This window comes from Corynebacterium kefirresidentii (genome assembly GCF_016599755.1).
Lineage (GTDB): Bacteria > Actinomycetota > Actinomycetes > Mycobacteriales > Mycobacteriaceae > Corynebacterium > Corynebacterium kefirresidentii.
In genome coordinates, this window is the sequence record NZ_CP067011.1 from 22174 (window position 1) to 39670 (window position 17497).

Sequence of the window (17497 nt, forward strand, 5' to 3'; positions counted from 1 at the left end):
GTGAAACCGATAAAAGCCGCATTCTCCTACGCCGCCACGGCTTCCGTTGTAGCCATGTTCGGCCTGTCTGTACCTACCGCTATGGCCCAGACCGAGACCGAAAAGAAGGAAGTCTCCGACGACAAATGCGCTGATATTCAGCTCGTTCTTGTCAATGGCACCTTTGACACGTCCGCGCAGGAAGACTCTACTCACGACCATGGCTTCGGCTCGAAAATCGCCGGGCCTGCCATGCGTGAAGGAAACCCAAGCACCCCGAAAGACCCATCGGGCGGTATTAGCTTGGAGCAAGCAGAAGACTCCTCTGAGTCCACCTCAGCCCAAACAACTGCAGAAGCAGTCACGGACAACCACACCCAACTTATTGCCGCTGACTCCAATGACTTGTGGGGCAGCGGAGATAAAAAGACTGGTGAGAACTCTAGCGACAGCAACGACCTCTGGGGGTCGGAGGGCGATTCGGACGATTCCACAGATTCCAATAGCAACGCTAACGACCTGTGGGGAGACGCCGAGACGTCTAAGGACGAAAACTCTGCAGATTCAAATGATCCGTGGAACAACACAGACAAAGACAGTGCAAAGAGCACCGAAGAGTCTGACAGCGATAGCGAGTCTGCAGACTCACTATGGGAAGACGCTCCGAAAAACGACACTGACGAGTGGAAGACCGAGCACAAGGACACGGTAGAAAAAGACGGCACGCGGATTGCCCGTACCTACGTCACCTACCCAGCTGCTGCAGGCGGCGCCTTTGTGCCAGGACTGAAACCATCGGCGCCTGTTGCTTATTCCGAGTCGATGGAAAAGGGCGCACAAAACACCGCAAAGGTACTGCAAGAAGTAGCTAACAACTGCCCAAACACGAAGGTCTTTTTGGCCGGACACTCCCAAGGCGCACAAGTAGCTTCCACCATTGCCCGTGAAATCGGCTCCGGAGAGTCCGATTTCCCAGCTGACAAGGTAGCTGGCGTAGCCCTGTTTTCTGACCCCACACGAGACAAGGGCGTAGAAGTCATGCAGGGCGGCGCTTCTACTCCAGAAGCCGTACCCGGAACTGACGGCGGAAACATTAAGCAGGTAGGAGACTTTAGCTCTCCAGAACAAGACAGGCTCGATGGCGCAGGCATGGGCCTGGACAAGACCGGAGGAAAAGACTTCGGAGAGCTCGCCTCCCGCACCGCGTCGTGGTGCTCGGAAGGCGACCTTGTCTGCGACCTGCCTGTTTCAGGGCGACTTTCTGACCTTGTTGTTGGCACCGCAGAACGCCTTGACCTGCACGACCCAGAAGAATCTCTTCAAGCCGTAAGCGACACCTTGGGCCCTGCCGTTCGGCTCGGCGGCATTGATGATGTCAAAGGCGGAGGAATCGACTTCGGTAAAGGCGGATTTAAGGTCGAATCGGTCAGTGACAACGAAGTTCCTGGATTAGCTGCTGAACCATCGACAGCACCCAGCTCTAGCGCAGAGTCTGCCGATAGCGAAACGACGTCTACTACCGCAGAGGAAACGACATCGGCGAAGTCCAAGGGCCCGTCAGCCTCTGCTACTGCAACTTCTGAGGCGGAGTCTGCTTCTCAGTCTGGCGAGGTAGACCTAATTTCGACCATTTCCCGCGACGGTGCTCGTAGTAAGTCCATGGAAGAAGCACGCGGGCCAATTGGCGGGGAACTTATCGGAGACCTTGGAAAATCTACTGTTGCTGCAGTCAGCAAGCTTGGTGGAATGGCCCTGGGTAAGGGAATCACCATTGCCAAGAAGGCAGTAACCGTCGAGAACCTCGCACAGGTTGTCTCGGCAGGTGTTACCAATCCGAAGGCAGGATTGGCTGTTGCTGCAGCCAAGCTCGCTGACGCCGCACTAGAAGTCCTAACCCCAGAGACGGTTACCGGCATGGCCGATGAAGTCTTCAAAGAAATCGATGTGCTGGGAATTACCGGTGATGGACTAGCGGAAACTGCTGTACAAGCAGCAGGACATGGAAACGCCCACAACTCCTACGGAAGCCGACCTGCCACAGCAGACGGTCGAAGTGCCATTGACGCCACCGTTGATTGGGTAGTCGCTTCCAGCCGTGATGTCGCCGGAGATGAAGTGCGACCAGAAGCCGTACAAGCAGCAGGACTGGACAACGCCACCTACAACGCGGACGAGGCCAAGCAAGCCCTCGACCAGGTGACCAACTTCAAAAAGGAGCTGATGGGCTAATGACCTCCCAAGACACGGCAGCAGCACAACCAAAACCCCTCAAGCGCGTAGCGCTTAACGGGTTAGGCAATGACCTTGCAGACACCCGCCTTGCCCCCGAGGGGGAAATGGATCCGCTTATCTGGCTTGTCGCTGCCCACGGCGGCGCAGGAGCTACCTACCTAGCTCACGCGCTGGCACCCTTTGGCGACGCCGGCCAGTTGTGGCCAGTCCATGACAAATACCCGTGGTGCGTGATTGTCGCGCGAACCACCCGTGCAGGACTAGAAGCAGCACACGACCTGGCACTGCAAGACCAGTCCAACAAGACAGGTGGTTGCCGCGTCTTGGGAATCATCTTGGTTGCTGACGCACCTGGAAAGCTGCCCCGCAGCTTAGAACAGCGCATCACAGTTCTGGAAAAAACCGTCCCGACCATCTGGCGGGTGGACTACTTCGACGATTGGCGTGAGTCAACCGTCGACGAACTTCCCCAATGGTCACCACTCGACGACGAACCGGAGGACGAAGAGCCCACAAAGTTCTGGCAAAAGAAAAAAGAATCCCCTGACCTCGTTCACAAATCCGTGCGCTCAATCGGGCAAGACCTTGTAGAGCGCGCCCGCGAAGCCAACAAACACCTCTAAACCGAAAGGAAAATCCATGTCTCTGACCCAAACCGCAGCCAACATCCACTCCCAGATTCTCGCGCAGGTTCCCGGCCAAGACCTAAGCCCACAAGCACCTGGTGACTTCGGCGAAAAAGTAGACCGTGGCCTCAACTTCGGCGTTTATATCGGCCTGGTCGTTGCCGTGGCTGGCGTGATTTCCATTGGCGCATCCATGGTTCTCTCCCGTCGCGAGGGAACCAGCGAAGAAGCCACCTCTGCCGCGCTGCGTGTCGGCGTCGGCTGCTTGATTATCGGCGGTGCCGGAACCATCGTCGCAGCACTTATCTAGCACCACTACGTAAGGAGAACTGCTCGTGATTCTTGCCCAAGGCCCACCATCAACCCCACAAGACCTCCCGCAAGAAGTGTGGGGAACGGGCTGGCAGTGGCTGCAATACGCACTGTATGTCTCCCTAGCCGTTTCCGTTTTGGCAGTAATCATCCTCGGCGCGCTCATGGCCGCAGACAAAAACCGTGGCGAAGCAGTATCGGCAACCTCCCCCACAACCGCCGCACTGAAAATCGCTCTTGGCGTTCTTATCGCTAGTTCTGCTGCCACCATCGCGTCGTGGTTCGTCTAACTAACTACACCTCCGAAAGGAAGACATGAACATCACCCGCCTCAGCGCAGCCGCAGCCATTGTCGCGGCCACGCTTGGACTAGCGGCCTGTGGCTCCGACGAGCCAGAGCAGCCCACCGAGGCGAGCGATCAGCCCACCGTTGACCTAGAAGCAGCACCCGAGAACGCTTCGTGGTCTTCGGTCGGGGGGATCGGTACGCCGGTGGATTCCAACGACGGGCCAGAGGAAAGTGAACCTGTCCCGCATGGTTACTCGCATACCCCACAGGGCGCAGTGCAGGCAGCAATTAACGGTCAGGTCATGCTTGCTACTGCAGACGATCAAACCTGGCCCAACGTTGCCTCGGACATGACTGCTCCAGGCCCTGGACGAGACCAATGGGCGCAAGGACGCTCTTTGATGTCGGTGGAAGGCAACGTAGATAAGAAAGACGCCGCAGTCTTCAAGGGCTTCAAAATCACCGACTACACCGACGACAAAGCGCAAGTGCTACTTGCCGCCGATTATCCCGACGTAGGACTCACGGTCTATCCCGTGCAACTTGTCTGGCAAGCAGACGACTGGAAGTTGGTTCTTCCAGACCAAGACCACGCCCCTGACCTCCACAAGCTAGAAAGCCTCGACGGCTTTACCGAATACGCACAGTAAAAGCGCAAACAGCGGAAGAAGGCCACATGGAAACGAAGAACTCCCGAAAAATCTGGGCGATTGTCATTGCAATTGTCGTCCTTGTCATTGCAATTGTTGCCGCATTTTTCATTGGAAAAGGCATGGATTCGCAGGATGGTGACCGAGAAAATTCTCAAGAGGTAGCAGAAAGCGACGAAGGTTCGAACAAAGACGAACCGGCAAACGCGGACGCCTCCGACGACTCTTCTAAATGGGCTGAGGATTCCTCTGATGTGTTTGGACGTAGTCTTCGGACACCGAAAAACGGATCTGGGCAGCCCATGGGAAAAATTAAGAAAGTGGATAACTTCCAGTGTGAAAGTGAGGAAGAACCGTCGAAACTAACGATCGAGAGAGTCCACAGCGCTGAGACACTTTGGTCTGAGAACCAAGGGCCGGGACATGTAACGGACGAAGGTGTTCCTTCTCAATACGCGCATACCCCTGAAGGGGCGGTTCTTTCTGCGTGGAATAGTAACGCGCTTGTTCAAATGGGCGGACATGATGTTGCCTTGCGTACCTTGAAACAGCAGTTCACAGGGGGGCATGCGAAAGAAGCGGTGGAAACGCTTGAATCTAACGCTTCTGCGGGTTCCAGCGCATCTGTTTCTGCTGCTGCTCCAGAGGCGTTCCGTATCACCAGTTGCAGCCAAGAACGGGTAATCGGAGACGTAGCGGTGCCTATGCCTACTGACGCTAAGGGAAATCCCGATAACAAGACTTGGATGGTTATTCGAGTGTCAGCTAAGTGGGAAGACGGTGATTGGAAAGCCGAGCTAGATGAAGTGAAGCAGTCGGTTGAGGATGAAATCGGCAATCTTGATGGGTGGGAACAGTGGAAGTTCTAAAAAAGCTGTTAACCGCTGTGGGAGTCCTTCTTGTAGTGGCCTTTGCTTCTCCTGTAGCTCAAGCCCAGGAAGCGAAAGATGAATTTGGCCAGCATGTGGAGGATTGTATAGCTGATTCATTGAAGCATGAGGACGAGACTCGTCTATTTGGGGAAGATAATAGTGATAAAGACCCAAATGACCCTGACTTTCAGAATTCTTTTACAGGGAAATGGACAAAAGCAGGATGTCAATTAGGTCAAGCTATTCGCCATCCAGTAGCTGCCGTTTCTTCAGGTCTATCAGAGTTCTGGGGCGATCCCGTCGGTGATTTCACCAAGGCTGTTCTTGAGGGTAATAACCAAGCACTCCAGACAGTTATGACGTTCTGGATGGACTGGCGTATGGACAAAAACATCATGGACGGGTCTGTCCAAGGCGTGAAGAACATCGTGCTTGGAATTGCTGGTATGGCGCTGATTTCTTCCTTGATTATTGGCGGCATGCACATGGCTTATGACCGAAGACAAGGCGTTGCCGACGGTCTAGAAAGTATGGGAAAGAATATCGGCAGCTACCTGCTATTTTCCACACTCATCGTGGGATTGGGAACGGGAGCAATAGTTGCTTCTGATCAGCTTGCAGATTGGGTTATGAAGCAATTTGGCGCGAGCGATGCCGAATCGGTTCTCGGTGCTTCTGAGCTAAATGAGGAAATGGGCGGGCCGATCCTTATGCTGGCGCTGGCCGGTGTGGGTGTTGCTGGCTCCATCATGCAGATCGTTTCTTTAGCGACCCGTACTTTGCTCTTCCCGATTGCATTGGGCATGACGCCAGCGTTAGCTGCCTTCTCTTATACGAATATTGGACGACAAGGCCTTAATCACGTGGTGTCTATGTTGATTGCTTGTGTGCTTTTCAAGCCGATTTCAGCGCTGTTGTATTGCGTGACTTTTTGGCAGTCAGCGTCTGGCGGCGAGGACATGATGTCTGCAGTGATGACCGTTTTGATGGTGGCTGCTGCCGGATTTTCCGGCCCTGCGCTGGTGCGCACCGTTGCCCCGTTCGTCTCACAAGCAGGCGGCGGTGGTGCAGGTTCAATGCTGTCTGGTGCGGCAGGACTCGCGGGTGCTGCAGGAGGTGCTATCGGTATGGCCGGTGGCGCACTGATAGGCGGTGCCGGTGGTGCTGTTGCAGGCGCGAAGGCTGGTTCCTCTGCAAAGAATGCAGCTCCGGGCGGTGGAGCAGGGGGATCGGGAAGCAGCCCGCTTGGCGGCGGTTCCGGTGGAAGCCCTCTCGGTGGCGGTTCCGGAGGCTCCGGGGGCTCTGGCGGATCTGGCGGATCTGGGGGTTCTGCTGGTGCAGGCCCGGCAAGTCGTGGCGATTCTGGCACCACGGCTTCTGGTTCCAGCCAAGGTAGCAGTTCGCGTGCGGTATCTCCCGGTGGCTCGAGGTCTGGTGCAGCTAGTACGTCCGGCAGTGAAGGTGCGAGTGTTCGCCCAGCCAACTCGGGCGCTGGCGGTAGTGCGGCTGGCGGTAGTGCGGCTGGCGCAGGAGCGCGTGGTGCCGCAGCAGGAACGGGAGGCGCGCGCCGCACCACCATGAGCGGTGCCACAGGTGGTTCTCGTCTCGGAGGGGCTGCTCGGGGAGCACGCCGCGGAGTAAGCCGAGGCGTGCGAACTGGACGCGTATTAGCAGGACAAGGAGCACGCGGCGGTCGTGCCGCAGGCTCAGCAGCACGTCAAATCCAAGGAATCCTCGATGAGTCCATTGGTCAACAAGGCAACTATCACGGAAATGTAAGGAGGTAAAAGCCATGGCAGATAACGTAGACGTCCCCGTGTACGCGCTCGGCCAGCCTAGCCGTCGTACTGGTATCGGTGGCTTTTCGATGAAAACCACCATCGTTCTAGGCGCGGGCTTCATCGGCTTTTTGGTTTGCCAGCTCGGCGGAATGCAGAAAATCGGCTTTCTGGTGGTGCTTCCAATCACCGTGATTATCGCCTTGCTGGTCTCGCTTAATGTGGGCGGGCGCTCGGTAGCCCAGGTATCGGAGATGATTTTTCAGGACTGGCGTCGCCGTGCTCGCGGCGACAACGTCTATATCTCTGGGCCCTCGTCGCGGTTAGCAGGAGGCCGCTACCGCCTTCCCGGTTCGCTGGCACGTACCGAACTACTTGAAGGAACAGACGCGGTAGGCCGAGACTTCGGCGTGGTCTTTGACCGTCACCGCCGCGAAGCCACAGTTCTCTTTTCCTGCCAATTGTCAGGACAAACCGCTATGACTCAGGAAGAACGCAATGACATGACGGCTAATTGGGGCCGCTGGCTGGCCGGCCTGTCACTGTCAGGTGACGTGGTCTCCACTGTCTTTGTTACGAACTCTCGCCCTGATACTGGCGAGCTGGTGGCTAAGGAAGTCCAGGCAACGGTTCACGACGACGCGCCCGAGGTAGCAAAGCGCATTATGCAAGAAGCCTCTGATGAATTGTCGGTCGGAATCCCTGAGACAGAAGCTCATATCGCAGTCACGTTGAAAGTGAGCGTGGCTGAACCAGACGACACTAGCTTCTTGCAGCTAATTGGCACCCGGCTTCCCGGCCTGTACGAGGAACTGACCTGGTCGGGAATCCAGGCAGCGCCCATGGATGCAGAAGAAGTCTGCGCACGCGCACACAAGTTCTTTAACCCTGCCGCCGAAGGCGACTTTGAAGAGATTTCCGTTGGCGGAAACACCCACGATCTTGAATGGTTCGACGCGGGCCCAGCGTTCCATGACGTGCGCAAGAACGTCTATCGCCATGATGGTGTGTCTTCGGTGACGTGGGAAATGGCCTCTGCGCCCCGCTCTACGTTTGAAGACACCTTGCTCGGCAACTTGATTGCACCGCATGCACGCATTGACCGTAAGCGCGTCGCGCTGGTTTACCGCCCGTATGAGGCTGGTACAGGTGCTTCCCGTGTGGAGGCAGAGCACCGAGACGCGATGGTGGCGGCTAACTCATCAAAGAAAATCCGGTCGGCTGCTGCTGAAATGCGTCTAGAGCACACCGAAGCAGCGCGTAGAGCACAAGCACGCGGTGCGCAGTTGGGACGCTACAGCCTGTTTGTCACTGCCACGACAGAAGATGAAGAACTTCTGGGGCGTATTCGCCACGACGTCAAGCAGCTAGGAGCACAAGCCAACCTGCGGTTGCGCGAGATGTCGCGCCAGCAAGACGCAGGGTTCATCACGTCGTGCGGGCTTGGCCAGATTCCATGGACGAAGGAATCTACGTCCGCGCTGGCGGCACAAGGATAGGGGAAATTAGGTGCTTTTCGGACTTTTTGGCAAAAAGAACAAGGCGGGTCGCACTCTGTCACGCCTGACGAACGTGCAGCTGCATGCTTCTCGTGACAAGGCAGGATTTTCCTTTGGCGCAGTCATTCGCCAAACCCCGCGCGCTACGGCAACGGTGTGTTTCCAAGTTGATAACCCAGATGAGATTAGCTCGGAGAAGATCTGGGATTGGGAGCAGGCTATTTCTGAAGATGAGTCGGTCATTTCTACTGCTTACACCGTCGATTCCACGGGTAGCTATATGTCTGTCACCTTTAAGCAGCTCGATAAAACAGAGCGCAAGGACTCCAACGAGGCCTTGACCCGCCTTGCCGCGCAGCTGCCTGACTTTTATGAATTCGGCGAGGTGGTCTCGACTCCTATGACTGACGAACAAATCTATGCCCGCGTAGCGAATGCTGTCGGCACTTCAACTGGACAGTGGCCAGAGCTCAAGGTGGACACGGTGGAAGAGACCACCGCAACTATCACTTTTGACGATGTGGCGGCAATCAGTTTCGACGTTATGGACGACGGGGACTTGGACGCTTTGCTTCGTGAGCTTGTGTTGGAGGGTGAACTTGCCGGTGTAGCGCGTTGGACACGAATCTTTAGGCCTGGATCGGAATCCGAGGAACACGACCCAGGCCGACATTCCGGGATTCTCACAGTCGCGGCGGAAGCAGGCGTGGAACAGATAGAAAACGCCGCAGCGGCACTAATTAGCGAGTTGTCAGCAGTAGAGCGCCTTCGAGTACGCCGCATTTATGGCCGACAAATGGCGGGCTTCCTCGCAGGCTTAGGCATCGGCGAGCTGGCGTGGGACGCAGAAAAAGTAACGGTTTAGACACGGGATTCTAGGGAGCAGATTAAAGCAATGGGCACGCACGATGCAGAAATGATTACCCTCCACGAGCAGATCTTGGACGGCGAGAAGGAAACTCCGTCCCGCTGGTCGAGTGAGGGTAGGCGCTATCGCAAGTGGAAGAAGACGAGTCAGAAGCACGCCGAAGCCATTGAGCGCCAGCGCCGACGTGCTGGCGGCGCCATGCCGGTGCGCGGCGAAAAGCCTTTTACCATCATGAAACCACGCGGCTTTACCGGCCATCACGCAGGCTACATGGCCGTTCAAAATGGCCCGATGGAGTGGCAGACGACGACCAATCTAGGCTGCGGCTTCAACCCCAATGTCATTGGTGCCCCTGCACCGATTATCGGAACGCCACTAGGTCGCCATGTCACTACGGGCGCGGCAGTAGGCTGTGACCCCTTGTCATGGTTTCGAGAAGGAATTATCGCTAACCCTTCCTGCTTTATTCTCTCGCTCCCGTCGCTAGGAAAGTCCACCCTAGTGCGCAAAATGCTCATGGGAGGGGCCTCCAATGGGCAGATTACGATTGCCGCAGGCGATATTAAAGGCGAATATGTCGGCTTTACCCACCAAGTCCACGGCCAGGTCATTACTGTTGGCCACGGCTATGGGCACATCAATCCTCTTGATGTGGGCGCGCTCGGTCGTGTTATCCCACAGCTAGAAGCCAAGCGCGCAGAACTTATGTCCTCTGAGCGAGACGAGGCTGCAACAGAAAACGAAGATATTTCTCTGCAAAACATTGAAGACTTGCTCAACCGCGCAAAAGAGCAAGTCCATGGCCGTCAGGTCACGATGGTGACCACGCTGGTTAGCTTAGGTCGCGGTGGTGGCGTTCAAGACTATGAGTCCATGCTCATTTCTGCGGCACTGCGCGGAATGTACGAAGAAGAACGTATCGACTGGGAAAACCCGCCAGTGCTCAAAGACCTGATCGCCTACATCGAGCGCGGCCCGCAGTGGCTGCGCAAGCTCGGCAGAGCAGAGACTAACGAACAGTGGAATGCGCGTATTGACGCGCTTGTCCTTTCCCTTAACTCGCTGCTTGACGGCGCTACAGGCCGTATCTTTGACGGTCAGACTACTACTCCGATTGAGGTAGATTCACCGGCTATTTGTATCGACGTCTCCGCTATTGATCGTGGTGATTCCGCGATGAAAGCAGCGGTCATGATGGCCTGCTGGGGTTCTGCCTTCGGTGCCATTGAGGCTTCACACATGCTCGCCGATGCCGGCCTTGGCCCTCAGCGCTACTTCAATCTGTGCCTCGATGAGATGTGGCAGGTGCTCTCGTCGGCTCCTGGCATGGTCGGCCAGATTGACGCTTTGACGCGCCTAAACCGTACAGACGCGACTGCGCTGTTTATGATTACCCACACTTTCAAAGACCTAGAGGCCTTGCCGACTGAAGAAGATCGCAAGACAGCAATGGGCTTTATTGAGCGTGCTGGCATGGTTATTTGCGGCGGACTTCCCACCAGTGAGCTGGATATTTTGTCTACGCAGTTGGAGTTTTCACCTGCCGAAGCAGAGATGATTGTCTCGTGGTCTCGCGGTGCGCCTCCTGCGCGTTCACGCACTCGGGGTGCGAGGGCAACCCCGCCTGGTCGTGGCCGATTCATGATTAAGCCTGCCAAGGACGGTTCGCCAGGTATTCCGGTACAGACAATGCTTTTCCCGACCGAAGTCCAAGAACAGCTACACAATACGAATGCCCGCTTCGAGGACTTCTTCTTGGAAGGTGAGGGGGCATAGATGTCTGGCTTTGTAAGTCCTTTTGATGAGTCCACTAAACGCCAGGCCATGGCGGAATTTCAAGCAACGTGGAAAGAATATTCCTCTGCGTCTGCCGCAGCGAAAGCAATCGCTAAAGACTGGGGCATGGGCCGCACAACGCTTACGGAATGGCTGCAAGAAGAAAACCTCTGGCCGTCTCCCACGGTCAAGCAGGTTCAGCACCTGCAACGAGAAATTAACCGCCTAAAGCGGCGAAATGAGCATCTGCAAGAAGAAAACGAGCGACTACGACGACTAAGGAGTCAAGACGGATGAAGAAGGTTATCGGCATTGCCGTCGCTATCGTCCTATTTCTCGTCCTTATCATCGTCGTTGTCCTAGATGGCGGTAACGAGGATGAAGTATGTGCCGAAGATGAAGGCGGATCGGGCTCAGGTGATGTTGTTGTTGATGGTGACTTTGCTTACCCGAGTGATAAGAACGCTACCCAGGAAACCTCACCTTTTGGCCCACGCGAGGGCGGTATGCACTTCGGTCTAGACATTGCAGGCCCGCGAGGTACTCCTATTTACGCTTTCGCAGATGGTCGCGTTATCCAAGCCCAAGACTCTGGTGTGCAAGGCTTCGGCGGCTGGGTTGTCGTGGAACATGACATTGACGGGAAGAAAATTCAAACCGTGTACGGTCACGAAGAACCTGGTCAGGTCAAGGTCAAGACCGGCGACAAAGTTACTAAGGGCCAGCACATTGCTGATATGGGCAGTGCCGGTCAGTCTTCTGGCCCTCACCTGCACTTCGAGGTTGTCGAGGGTGACCGAGCAGCAGGCGGGGAGCGCGTCGACCCTAAGCCGTGGCTGGATAAGGCCGAAGAAGGCAAAAAGGGCGGCGGAGATTCCGACAAGAAGGACAAAGACTCTAAAAAGAACTCGGACGGCGGAGGAAAAGTCCTTGTCGTAGGCGATTCCATTTCCAATGGTGCGCGCAGCCAAATCGAAAGCGCGATTCCAGGAGCCGAAGTCAGGGCCAAAGACTCCAAGCAATACGCAGCCGGTATGCAAGAAATCGACGACGGAGACCAATTCGACACTGTAGTCATGGCCCTAGGCACGAACGGCGAAGTGGGACAAGACCAGTTCGACGCGGCTAAAGACAAAATTGGTGACGCCAACTTGGTTCTTATGACCATCGCCGGTGTACCTCACGCCGACAGCTTTAATAACTCGGTGAAAAAGTCTGGGTATGACTACTTCGACTGGGCAGCAGAGGCGAATAAAGACCCCGGAATGCTTGTTGATGGAGTCCATCCCGGCCCATCTGGATCGAAGATCTTCGCTGACACTATGGCCGAGACCGTAGGCGGCGGAAGCAAGAAAAGCTCGGATAGTGGCAGCAAGAAGAGCAAGTCTAAAGGCAGCGGACAGCCCGCTGACGAAAAGGGCGGATTCGAGGGGCTTTCTGGCCGTCAGCTCGCCTTGGCGAAGCAGATCGTTGCAATTGGCGAGAGCATGCACGTCGATGAGAAAGGTCGACAGATTGCTGTAGCTACCGCTAAGCACGAGTCCCAGCTACAGGTCTACGCCAACGATGGAGTTATTACCCCAGAAGAACAAAGCGGTATGGCCGACGATGTGACGTCCGAAAAGCTCAAGGAGTCGCTGGATTTCCCGCACGATGCAGTAAGTAGTGACCACGGCTCTGTGGGCACCTTCCAGCAGCAGGTCGGTATTTGGGGTGAGGTAGAAGAACTGATGAACCCAGCAGTTCAGGCCAAAAACTTCTATGAACATCTCGAAGACGTCGATTACCAAGGAATGGAAGTAGGTGCAGCCGCAAGTACGGTTCAGGGAAACGATACGGGTACGGGCGTTTACCAGCAGGAAGCGGATATTGCGACCAAACTGGTAGATAAATATCGCGGTGCAGGCAAGGACTTGTCCGAGGAAGAAATTGAAGCCTTGGGCGAGGCCAACGTAGGTGACGGCTGTGATACCGAAGCCGGAAACGGCGATTCCAGCGATGATCCGGCACCGTCTGGCGAGCTTGGCGAGCGCATTGTCGCCGCAGCACGTAAAGAATTCGGTTATCCCTACGTATGGGGCGGTGGCGACGAAAACGGCCCGACGAAGGGACAAGACGGCGGAGAAGAAGGCTACGACTGCTCCGGACTTGTTCTCCGTGCGGTGGCTGTCGCTACCAAGGGCAAGGTCAAGCTACCTCACCAGACACAAGCACAAGCTAAAGACGAGCACCTGAAAAAGGTTGACTGGGAGGACAAGAAACCTGGCGACATCATTCTCATCGGCGGCGATGGAGCAGAACACCACGTTGCGATCTACTCCGGCAAGAAAGACGGAAAGGACAAATGGATCGAGGCTCAAACCTATGGCGTGGACTCCGGTGAATACGACGTACGCACCGATGAGCCACATCAAGCGTATCGAGTAAGCGAATAAGAAAAGGCAGGACAGCAATGAAAAAGACAGCTATCGCACTCGCCCTGGCCAGCACTGTAGCGCTCACGGCGTGCGGAAATGATGAGCCGGACGGAACGGATACCGGCATGGAAGACCCCACGGTAAGCCAGTGGGAGCAGCCCGAAGTGCGCGGCCCGCTTCAAGACACTGACCAAGAAGACGTGGACAAGGTAGCCCATGATGTTGTCAAGCAGATCTTCTCCTGGTCTCCAAAAGATGATCACACCATCGCCGATGCAGCCCGCAAGGCCGAGCCATTGATGGATGAAGACTTTGCCTACAACAACCGAAATTCCTGGTCAGGAATGTTCAAAGTGCCTGGAAAACAATGGGCCAGCTGGGTCGACGACAAGGCTACGGCCTCGGTAGAGCTCACCGAAGGACTCGAAGAGCGTCCCGAAGACACCGATATGGAAGCCCGACGCCAGTACTCGGTAGAAGTCACCGTCAAAGGTCACAAGCACGAACAGAAACTGCGCTATGACGTCTTCGCGCACTTTAACAACCTGGGGTGGTGGAGGCTAGACAACATCACCATTTCTCAGCCGCAGACCATGTCCTAAACAGATCCAACAAGGAGTAACACCATGAGCAAAGCCAGTGACAACGCCCGATTCGACGAAATTGAAAACCTTGTGACCTCGGAGGAATACAAGGACAGGCTCAAAGCAGCAGAAACTACCTCACAACTGCGCGAGGTTGGAGCAGAGGCCGGCGTCGATGTCGACGACCGCAGTGACATGGGCAAGTTCATACACAAGCTAAAAATCCTCGGCATTGACTACAAGGCCATGTCATCTGTTGAGCGGGAAGAGCGGCAAGCGCGCCAGCACGAGCGCGCCGAAGAACTCGCACAGAATGACTCCACCGGCCCTCGCCTAGACATTTGGACGGGCGCAATAGAAAGCGACAAGAGCGATAAAGGAGCCTTCGCCCTAGTTGACGAGACGGGAGAGGCTATCTGGTTTGGCAGCTTCTTTGACAACGACCCCATCTATACGCCGGGCGATATTGGCAGCGCCGAGCAATCAGCCGCAGAGAAGGCGGTGTACCTGGCTCGTCGCGTACAGGACGAAACGGGAGCCGAACTCATTGATCTGCATATCCACACTGAATATCCCGATCTTGATGAAGATGAACTGCGCCTTCGAGGCGTTGTCAAAGACTCGCAAGTCGCAGTGACCGTTGAGGTCGATCCGACAGATGAGCGCGCGTCCTCGGTAGCGCGTATGGGAGGGTTCCGTTCGCTGAAAAACGTTGACCTTGCAAGCCTTGTCGAGCTCGATGATGAATAACCGTCAAAGTGACGAAAACCTGCAGGTAAATAGCACAGGAAAGGACGAAGAGTAATGGGCAAAACCAACCCCAGAAACTCAGGCGGGCCAGGAACTGACGGGCAAACCATCTTCCTTGCTGTCATTCTCGTAGCAGCATTGTCCGTACTTGGCACCGTGCAAATCGGTGCGGTAGCAAGCTGGAAGCTTGCCGGTAAAGACAAACCACCTCTCAACCCATTTCAAACACTAGCCGGTCTTATCAAAGGTCAAATAGAGTGGACAGTCATTGCGACAGTAGCCGCAGTGCTGCTGTGGCTAGCTATTGCTGGATTGGTTTATCTATGGATGAAGTCCAAGCCGAAAAAGACCACCAGCACCACGGGACAGGCCTCAAAGTACCTAGCCCCCAAGGGCGATATTGCTTCCTTGTCGCGCAAAAGCGCAGAGAAGAAGGCAGCGAAGTTTATTGGCGAAGACGCCGCTAAAGACTATCCCGGCCTGCGCATGGGCAAAGATCTACAGTCTCGACGCGGGGTGTACTCCTCATGGGAAGATCTGTACCTCGTTATCTTCGGCCCTCGCCGAGGAAAAACCACGTCTCAGGTTATTCCGGCAATTGTCGATGCTCCGGGAAACGTACTGACCACCTCAAACAAGGCCGATATTGTCTATGACACTGCCGCGATTACCGAGGCGCGTGGAAACATCTGGATCTTCGATCCACAAGGCCTTGTTGCAGGGCGAGACGATCGCCCGTGGTACTTCGACCCTCTCGACGCGGTACGCCGCGACCCGATGAAGATGGACAGCGAAGCTATCGCGCTGGCCGATATTTTCCGCTCTGCAGCTCACGGTGATAACAGCACAGGCGACGCCTTCTTTTCAGAGGGCGGTCGCGACCTCCTCGGCAGGCTTTTCCTCGCCGCAGCATTGGACAACCGCCCTATTACCGACGTCTTCCGCTGGGTTAACGACGATGAAGACCGCACACCAGTAGGTATTTTGCAGCGCTTTGACGAATGGGAATCCATGGCCGACGCACTCAACGGAACCTACAGCATTACTGAGCGCACCCGATCCGGTCTATTTTCCCAAGCAGCGCAAATGGCCGCGCCACTGGGACGACGAGCTATCAGGCAGTGGGTTACCCCAGACGAGGACAAGGACAAGTTCGAACCAGAGCAGTTTGTCCGCGCCGACCACGACACGTTGTATCTGTTGTCCAAGGAAGGCGTAGACAACGCTGCTGCTCTAACGACGGCACTAGCAGCGGCCACGATGAAAGCTGCCGAGCGCTACGGTGAAGAAAATGGTCTGCGTCTTCCAGTGCCAATGATTGCCGCGCTCGACGAGGCCGCAAACACGGTTCCATGGCCGGAGCTTCCTAAGCTGTACTCCCACTACGGCTCACGTGGAATTATCGTCATGACGATCTTGCAGTCTTATGCCCAAGGCGTAAAAGCCTGGGGCAAGGAGGGCATGGAAGCATTGTGGTCTGCAGCGTCTGTACTGCTCTACGGCGGCGGTGTCCGTGATCAGGACATGCTCAACAAACTAGAACTTCTCATTGGCGACTATGAAGAGCTGACTAAATCCGTTTCTCGATCGGCAGATGGCGGACGCTCTACCTCGATACAAGCGCGTGAGAAGAAGATTCTCAACGCCGCAGAACTAGCTGCCTTGCCCTATGGCCAAGCGCTGGCTTTTACCGGGCGAAGGCCGTTTGCGCTGTATCTAGAGCCGTTCTGGGAGCGTACCTACTGGAATGAAAAGACCCGCCAGCTGCTTCCTGCACAACAGTAACTACTACCGGAGGAATCCATGGCAGAAGAGAAAATCGATCCCAAAGACTTCCACTACAAAAGCGTCTTCGAGTTCGTCGACAAGTTCCTAGTGACGATGTACCCGACTACCGACAACCGGATGAAAAACGTCGCGTGGTCTCCTACATGGTGGAATCACCCCGAGGTCGTTGCCCGCATAGATGGACTCTGGAAGCGCTACGAGTATCTGCGTGTAAAAGAACCCGATACTGCACTAGAGACTTTCCTGCGTCTGCATGGCGATTACCACATGCGACAAATCATGAAGGACGACGGAGTCTTCGCCGATTGTAAACGTGAAGACGTTCCGTCTCGTCCGCTACCAGTTACTTCCGCAACTAAACCCGCCTCCTAAACAAAAGCGAAAGGACACCTACTATGTCTCGTACATCTGTCGATGCGTCCACAGCCCGCACTATCCGAAACCTACGCCGCGCGCTACACGCAGAACGTGTACGTCGCTTTCCTCCGCGCACAATTCAGCCAGGCCCCAACGCTATAACCCGTATGGCAGGCGGCGCACTTGCAGTAGAGGGGTGCCGCGCGCTCATAGAAGAAAATGAGCAATCCCGCACATGGGTCATTGATGATTTCAACCGCCGCGGTATGGCCGAATCTGCCGCCGCTATCGCCGATAGCTACGAGGACAACATAGCCTTCACTGACGAAGACGGCCACGATTTCCGATTCTCTGTCCGGGATGGAGAACTCTCGCGCTATAGCGTAGAACGCCTTGGAAAAGACATCTCCGCTGCAGCAGGAGACGACGACGCCCGGGAGGTCACAGCATTGTCTCCGGCAGAAGTCATTGACGATCTAGAGGCCCAAGACGCAGACCCCGAAGCTGTAGAGTCCTATGCTCTCGCCGTAGGCGATAGTGACGTCTCCCCTAGTGACCAGCTAGTTGACCAGCTTCAGGCAGAAACCAGCGAGGAACTGGAATCTCCGGGCAACGACCTTACTGACGTAGCTGAACAAGCCGATGAGCAGGTTGCCGAAATGTAGCCATACACCCGCGCACAAGGCGGTAGAAAGACCAGACGGTTCTTTCTACCGCCTT

General features: G+C 55.6%; 17 protein-coding genes. All 17 read left to right on the forward strand.

Translation table 11 applies throughout. The features are described 5' to 3' along the window. The 17 genes from I6I12_RS00085 (at position 1) to I6I12_RS00170 (ending at position 17442) form a co-directional block, all read left to right on the forward strand. Entirely contained in the window at positions 1–2208 is a 2208-nt protein-coding gene (locus tag I6I12_RS00085; protein WP_200287382.1) for a cutinase family protein, read from the forward strand. Beyond that, positions 2208–2834: a DUF6668 family protein gene (locus tag I6I12_RS00090; RefSeq protein ID WP_070433084.1), complete on the forward strand. Its 627-nt coding sequence runs from the start codon at positions 2208–2210 to the stop codon at positions 2832–2834. The genes I6I12_RS00085 and I6I12_RS00090 overlap by 1 nt, the downstream gene beginning before the upstream one ends. Before the next feature lie 16 nt (positions 2835–2850). Beyond that, positions 2851–3147 (forward strand): hypothetical protein, encoded by a 297-nt coding sequence (locus I6I12_RS00095; RefSeq protein ID WP_005326106.1) that lies wholly within the window; start codon positions 2851–2853, stop codon positions 3145–3147. A 25-nt stretch (positions 3148–3172) separates the two neighbouring features. Beyond that, positions 3173–3439, forward strand: a complete 267-nt coding sequence (locus I6I12_RS00100; RefSeq protein ID WP_234288091.1) for a hypothetical protein — start codon at positions 3173–3175, stop codon at positions 3437–3439. A gap of 25 nt (positions 3440–3464) precedes the next feature. Then, entirely contained in the window at positions 3465–4088 is a 624-nt protein-coding gene (locus I6I12_RS00105) for a DUF8175 domain-containg protein (protein ID WP_200287383.1), read from the forward strand. A 26-nt stretch (positions 4089–4114) separates the two neighbouring features. Continuing rightward, on the forward strand, positions 4115–4957 hold the full coding sequence (locus I6I12_RS00110) for a DUF8175 domain-containg protein (protein WP_200287384.1): 843 nt from the start codon (positions 4115–4117) through the stop codon (positions 4955–4957). Between the two features lie 359 nt (positions 4958–5316). Beyond that, positions 5317–6747 carry a hypothetical protein gene (locus tag I6I12_RS00115; protein ID WP_234288085.1) on the forward strand — a complete coding sequence of 477 codons (1431 nt, stop codon included), beginning with the start codon at positions 5317–5319 and terminating at the stop codon, positions 6745–6747. 5 nt (positions 6748–6752) lie between these two features. Then, the gene (locus I6I12_RS00120) at positions 6753–8237 is read left to right on the forward strand and encodes an SCO6880 family protein (protein WP_200287361.1); all 1485 of its coding nucleotides are present in this window, start codon (positions 6753–6755) and stop codon (positions 8235–8237) included. Positions 8238–8247: 10 nt separating this feature from the next. Continuing rightward, entirely contained in the window at positions 8248–9102 is an 855-nt protein-coding gene (locus I6I12_RS00125) for a hypothetical protein (protein WP_200287363.1), read from the forward strand. A gap of 30 nt (positions 9103–9132) precedes the next feature. Then, a complete protein-coding gene (locus I6I12_RS00130; RefSeq protein ID WP_200287365.1) occupies positions 9133–10881 on the forward strand; it encodes an ATP/GTP-binding protein in 1749 nt (582 codons plus the stop codon). Continuing rightward, positions 10882–11178, forward strand: coding sequence for a hypothetical protein (locus I6I12_RS00135; RefSeq protein WP_200287367.1), 297 nt, complete (start codon positions 10882–10884; stop codon positions 11176–11178). It abuts the gene before it with no gap. Further along, a complete protein-coding gene (locus I6I12_RS00145) occupies positions 11175–13316 on the forward strand; it encodes a peptidoglycan DD-metalloendopeptidase family protein (RefSeq protein ID WP_234288086.1) in 2142 nt (713 codons plus the stop codon). Before I6I12_RS00135 ends, I6I12_RS00145 begins: the two co-directional genes overlap by 4 nt. Before the next feature lie 17 nt (positions 13317–13333). Continuing rightward, positions 13334–13900: a hypothetical protein gene (locus I6I12_RS00150; RefSeq protein WP_070624141.1), complete on the forward strand. Its 567-nt coding sequence runs from the start codon at positions 13334–13336 to the stop codon at positions 13898–13900. A 24-nt stretch (positions 13901–13924) separates the two neighbouring features. Next, on the forward strand, positions 13925–14632 hold the full coding sequence (locus I6I12_RS00155) for a hypothetical protein (RefSeq protein ID WP_200287369.1): 708 nt from the start codon (positions 13925–13927) through the stop codon (positions 14630–14632). A 54-nt stretch (positions 14633–14686) separates the two neighbouring features. Then, positions 14687–16417, forward strand: a complete 1731-nt coding sequence (locus I6I12_RS00160) for a type IV secretory system conjugative DNA transfer family protein (RefSeq protein WP_070624137.1) — start codon at positions 14687–14689, stop codon at positions 16415–16417. 18 nt (positions 16418–16435) lie between these two features. Beyond that, positions 16436–16792 (forward strand): DUF4913 domain-containing protein, encoded by a 357-nt coding sequence (locus I6I12_RS00165; protein ID WP_070624135.1) that lies wholly within the window; start codon positions 16436–16438, stop codon positions 16790–16792. Positions 16793–16815: 23 nt separating this feature from the next. Further along, positions 16816–17442: a hypothetical protein gene (locus I6I12_RS00170; protein ID WP_141752578.1), complete on the forward strand. Its 627-nt coding sequence runs from the start codon at positions 16816–16818 to the stop codon at positions 17440–17442. Positions 17443–17497: the final 55 nt, after the last annotated feature.

Excerpts from the sequence above, each read along its gene's own strand:
- I6I12_RS00170 (WP_141752578.1), top strand. The coding sequence starts at position 16,816 with ATGTCTCGTACATCTGTCGATGCGTCCACAGCCCGCACTATCCGAAAC.
- I6I12_RS00130 (WP_200287365.1), top strand. The coding sequence starts at position 9,133 with ATGGGCACGCACGATGCAGAAATGATTACCCTCCACGAGCAGATCTTG.
- I6I12_RS00150 (WP_070624141.1), top strand. The coding sequence starts at position 13,334 with ATGAAAAAGACAGCTATCGCACTCGCCCTGGCCAGCACTGTAGCGCTC.
- I6I12_RS00105 (WP_200287383.1), top strand. The coding sequence starts at position 3,465 with ATGAACATCACCCGCCTCAGCGCAGCCGCAGCCATTGTCGCGGCCACG.
- I6I12_RS00135 (WP_200287367.1), top strand. The coding sequence starts at position 10,882 with ATGTCTGGCTTTGTAAGTCCTTTTGATGAGTCCACTAAACGCCAGGCC.
- I6I12_RS00090 (WP_070433084.1), top strand. The coding sequence starts at position 2,208 with ATGACCTCCCAAGACACGGCAGCAGCACAACCAAAACCCCTCAAGCGC.
- I6I12_RS00165 (WP_070624135.1), top strand. The coding sequence starts at position 16,436 with ATGGCAGAAGAGAAAATCGATCCCAAAGACTTCCACTACAAAAGCGTC.
- I6I12_RS00115 (WP_234288085.1), top strand. The coding sequence starts at position 5,317 with ATGACGTTCTGGATGGACTGGCGTATGGACAAAAACATCATGGACGGG.
- I6I12_RS00155 (WP_200287369.1), top strand. The coding sequence starts at position 13,925 with ATGAGCAAAGCCAGTGACAACGCCCGATTCGACGAAATTGAAAACCTT.
- I6I12_RS00110 (WP_200287384.1), top strand. The coding sequence starts at position 4,115 with ATGGAAACGAAGAACTCCCGAAAAATCTGGGCGATTGTCATTGCAATT.
- I6I12_RS00145 (WP_234288086.1), top strand. The coding sequence starts at position 11,175 with ATGAAGAAGGTTATCGGCATTGCCGTCGCTATCGTCCTATTTCTCGTC.
- I6I12_RS00095 (WP_005326106.1), top strand. The coding sequence starts at position 2,851 with ATGTCTCTGACCCAAACCGCAGCCAACATCCACTCCCAGATTCTCGCG.
- I6I12_RS00120 (WP_200287361.1), top strand. The coding sequence starts at position 6,753 with ATGGCAGATAACGTAGACGTCCCCGTGTACGCGCTCGGCCAGCCTAGC.
- I6I12_RS00160 (WP_070624137.1), top strand. The coding sequence starts at position 14,687 with ATGGGCAAAACCAACCCCAGAAACTCAGGCGGGCCAGGAACTGACGGG.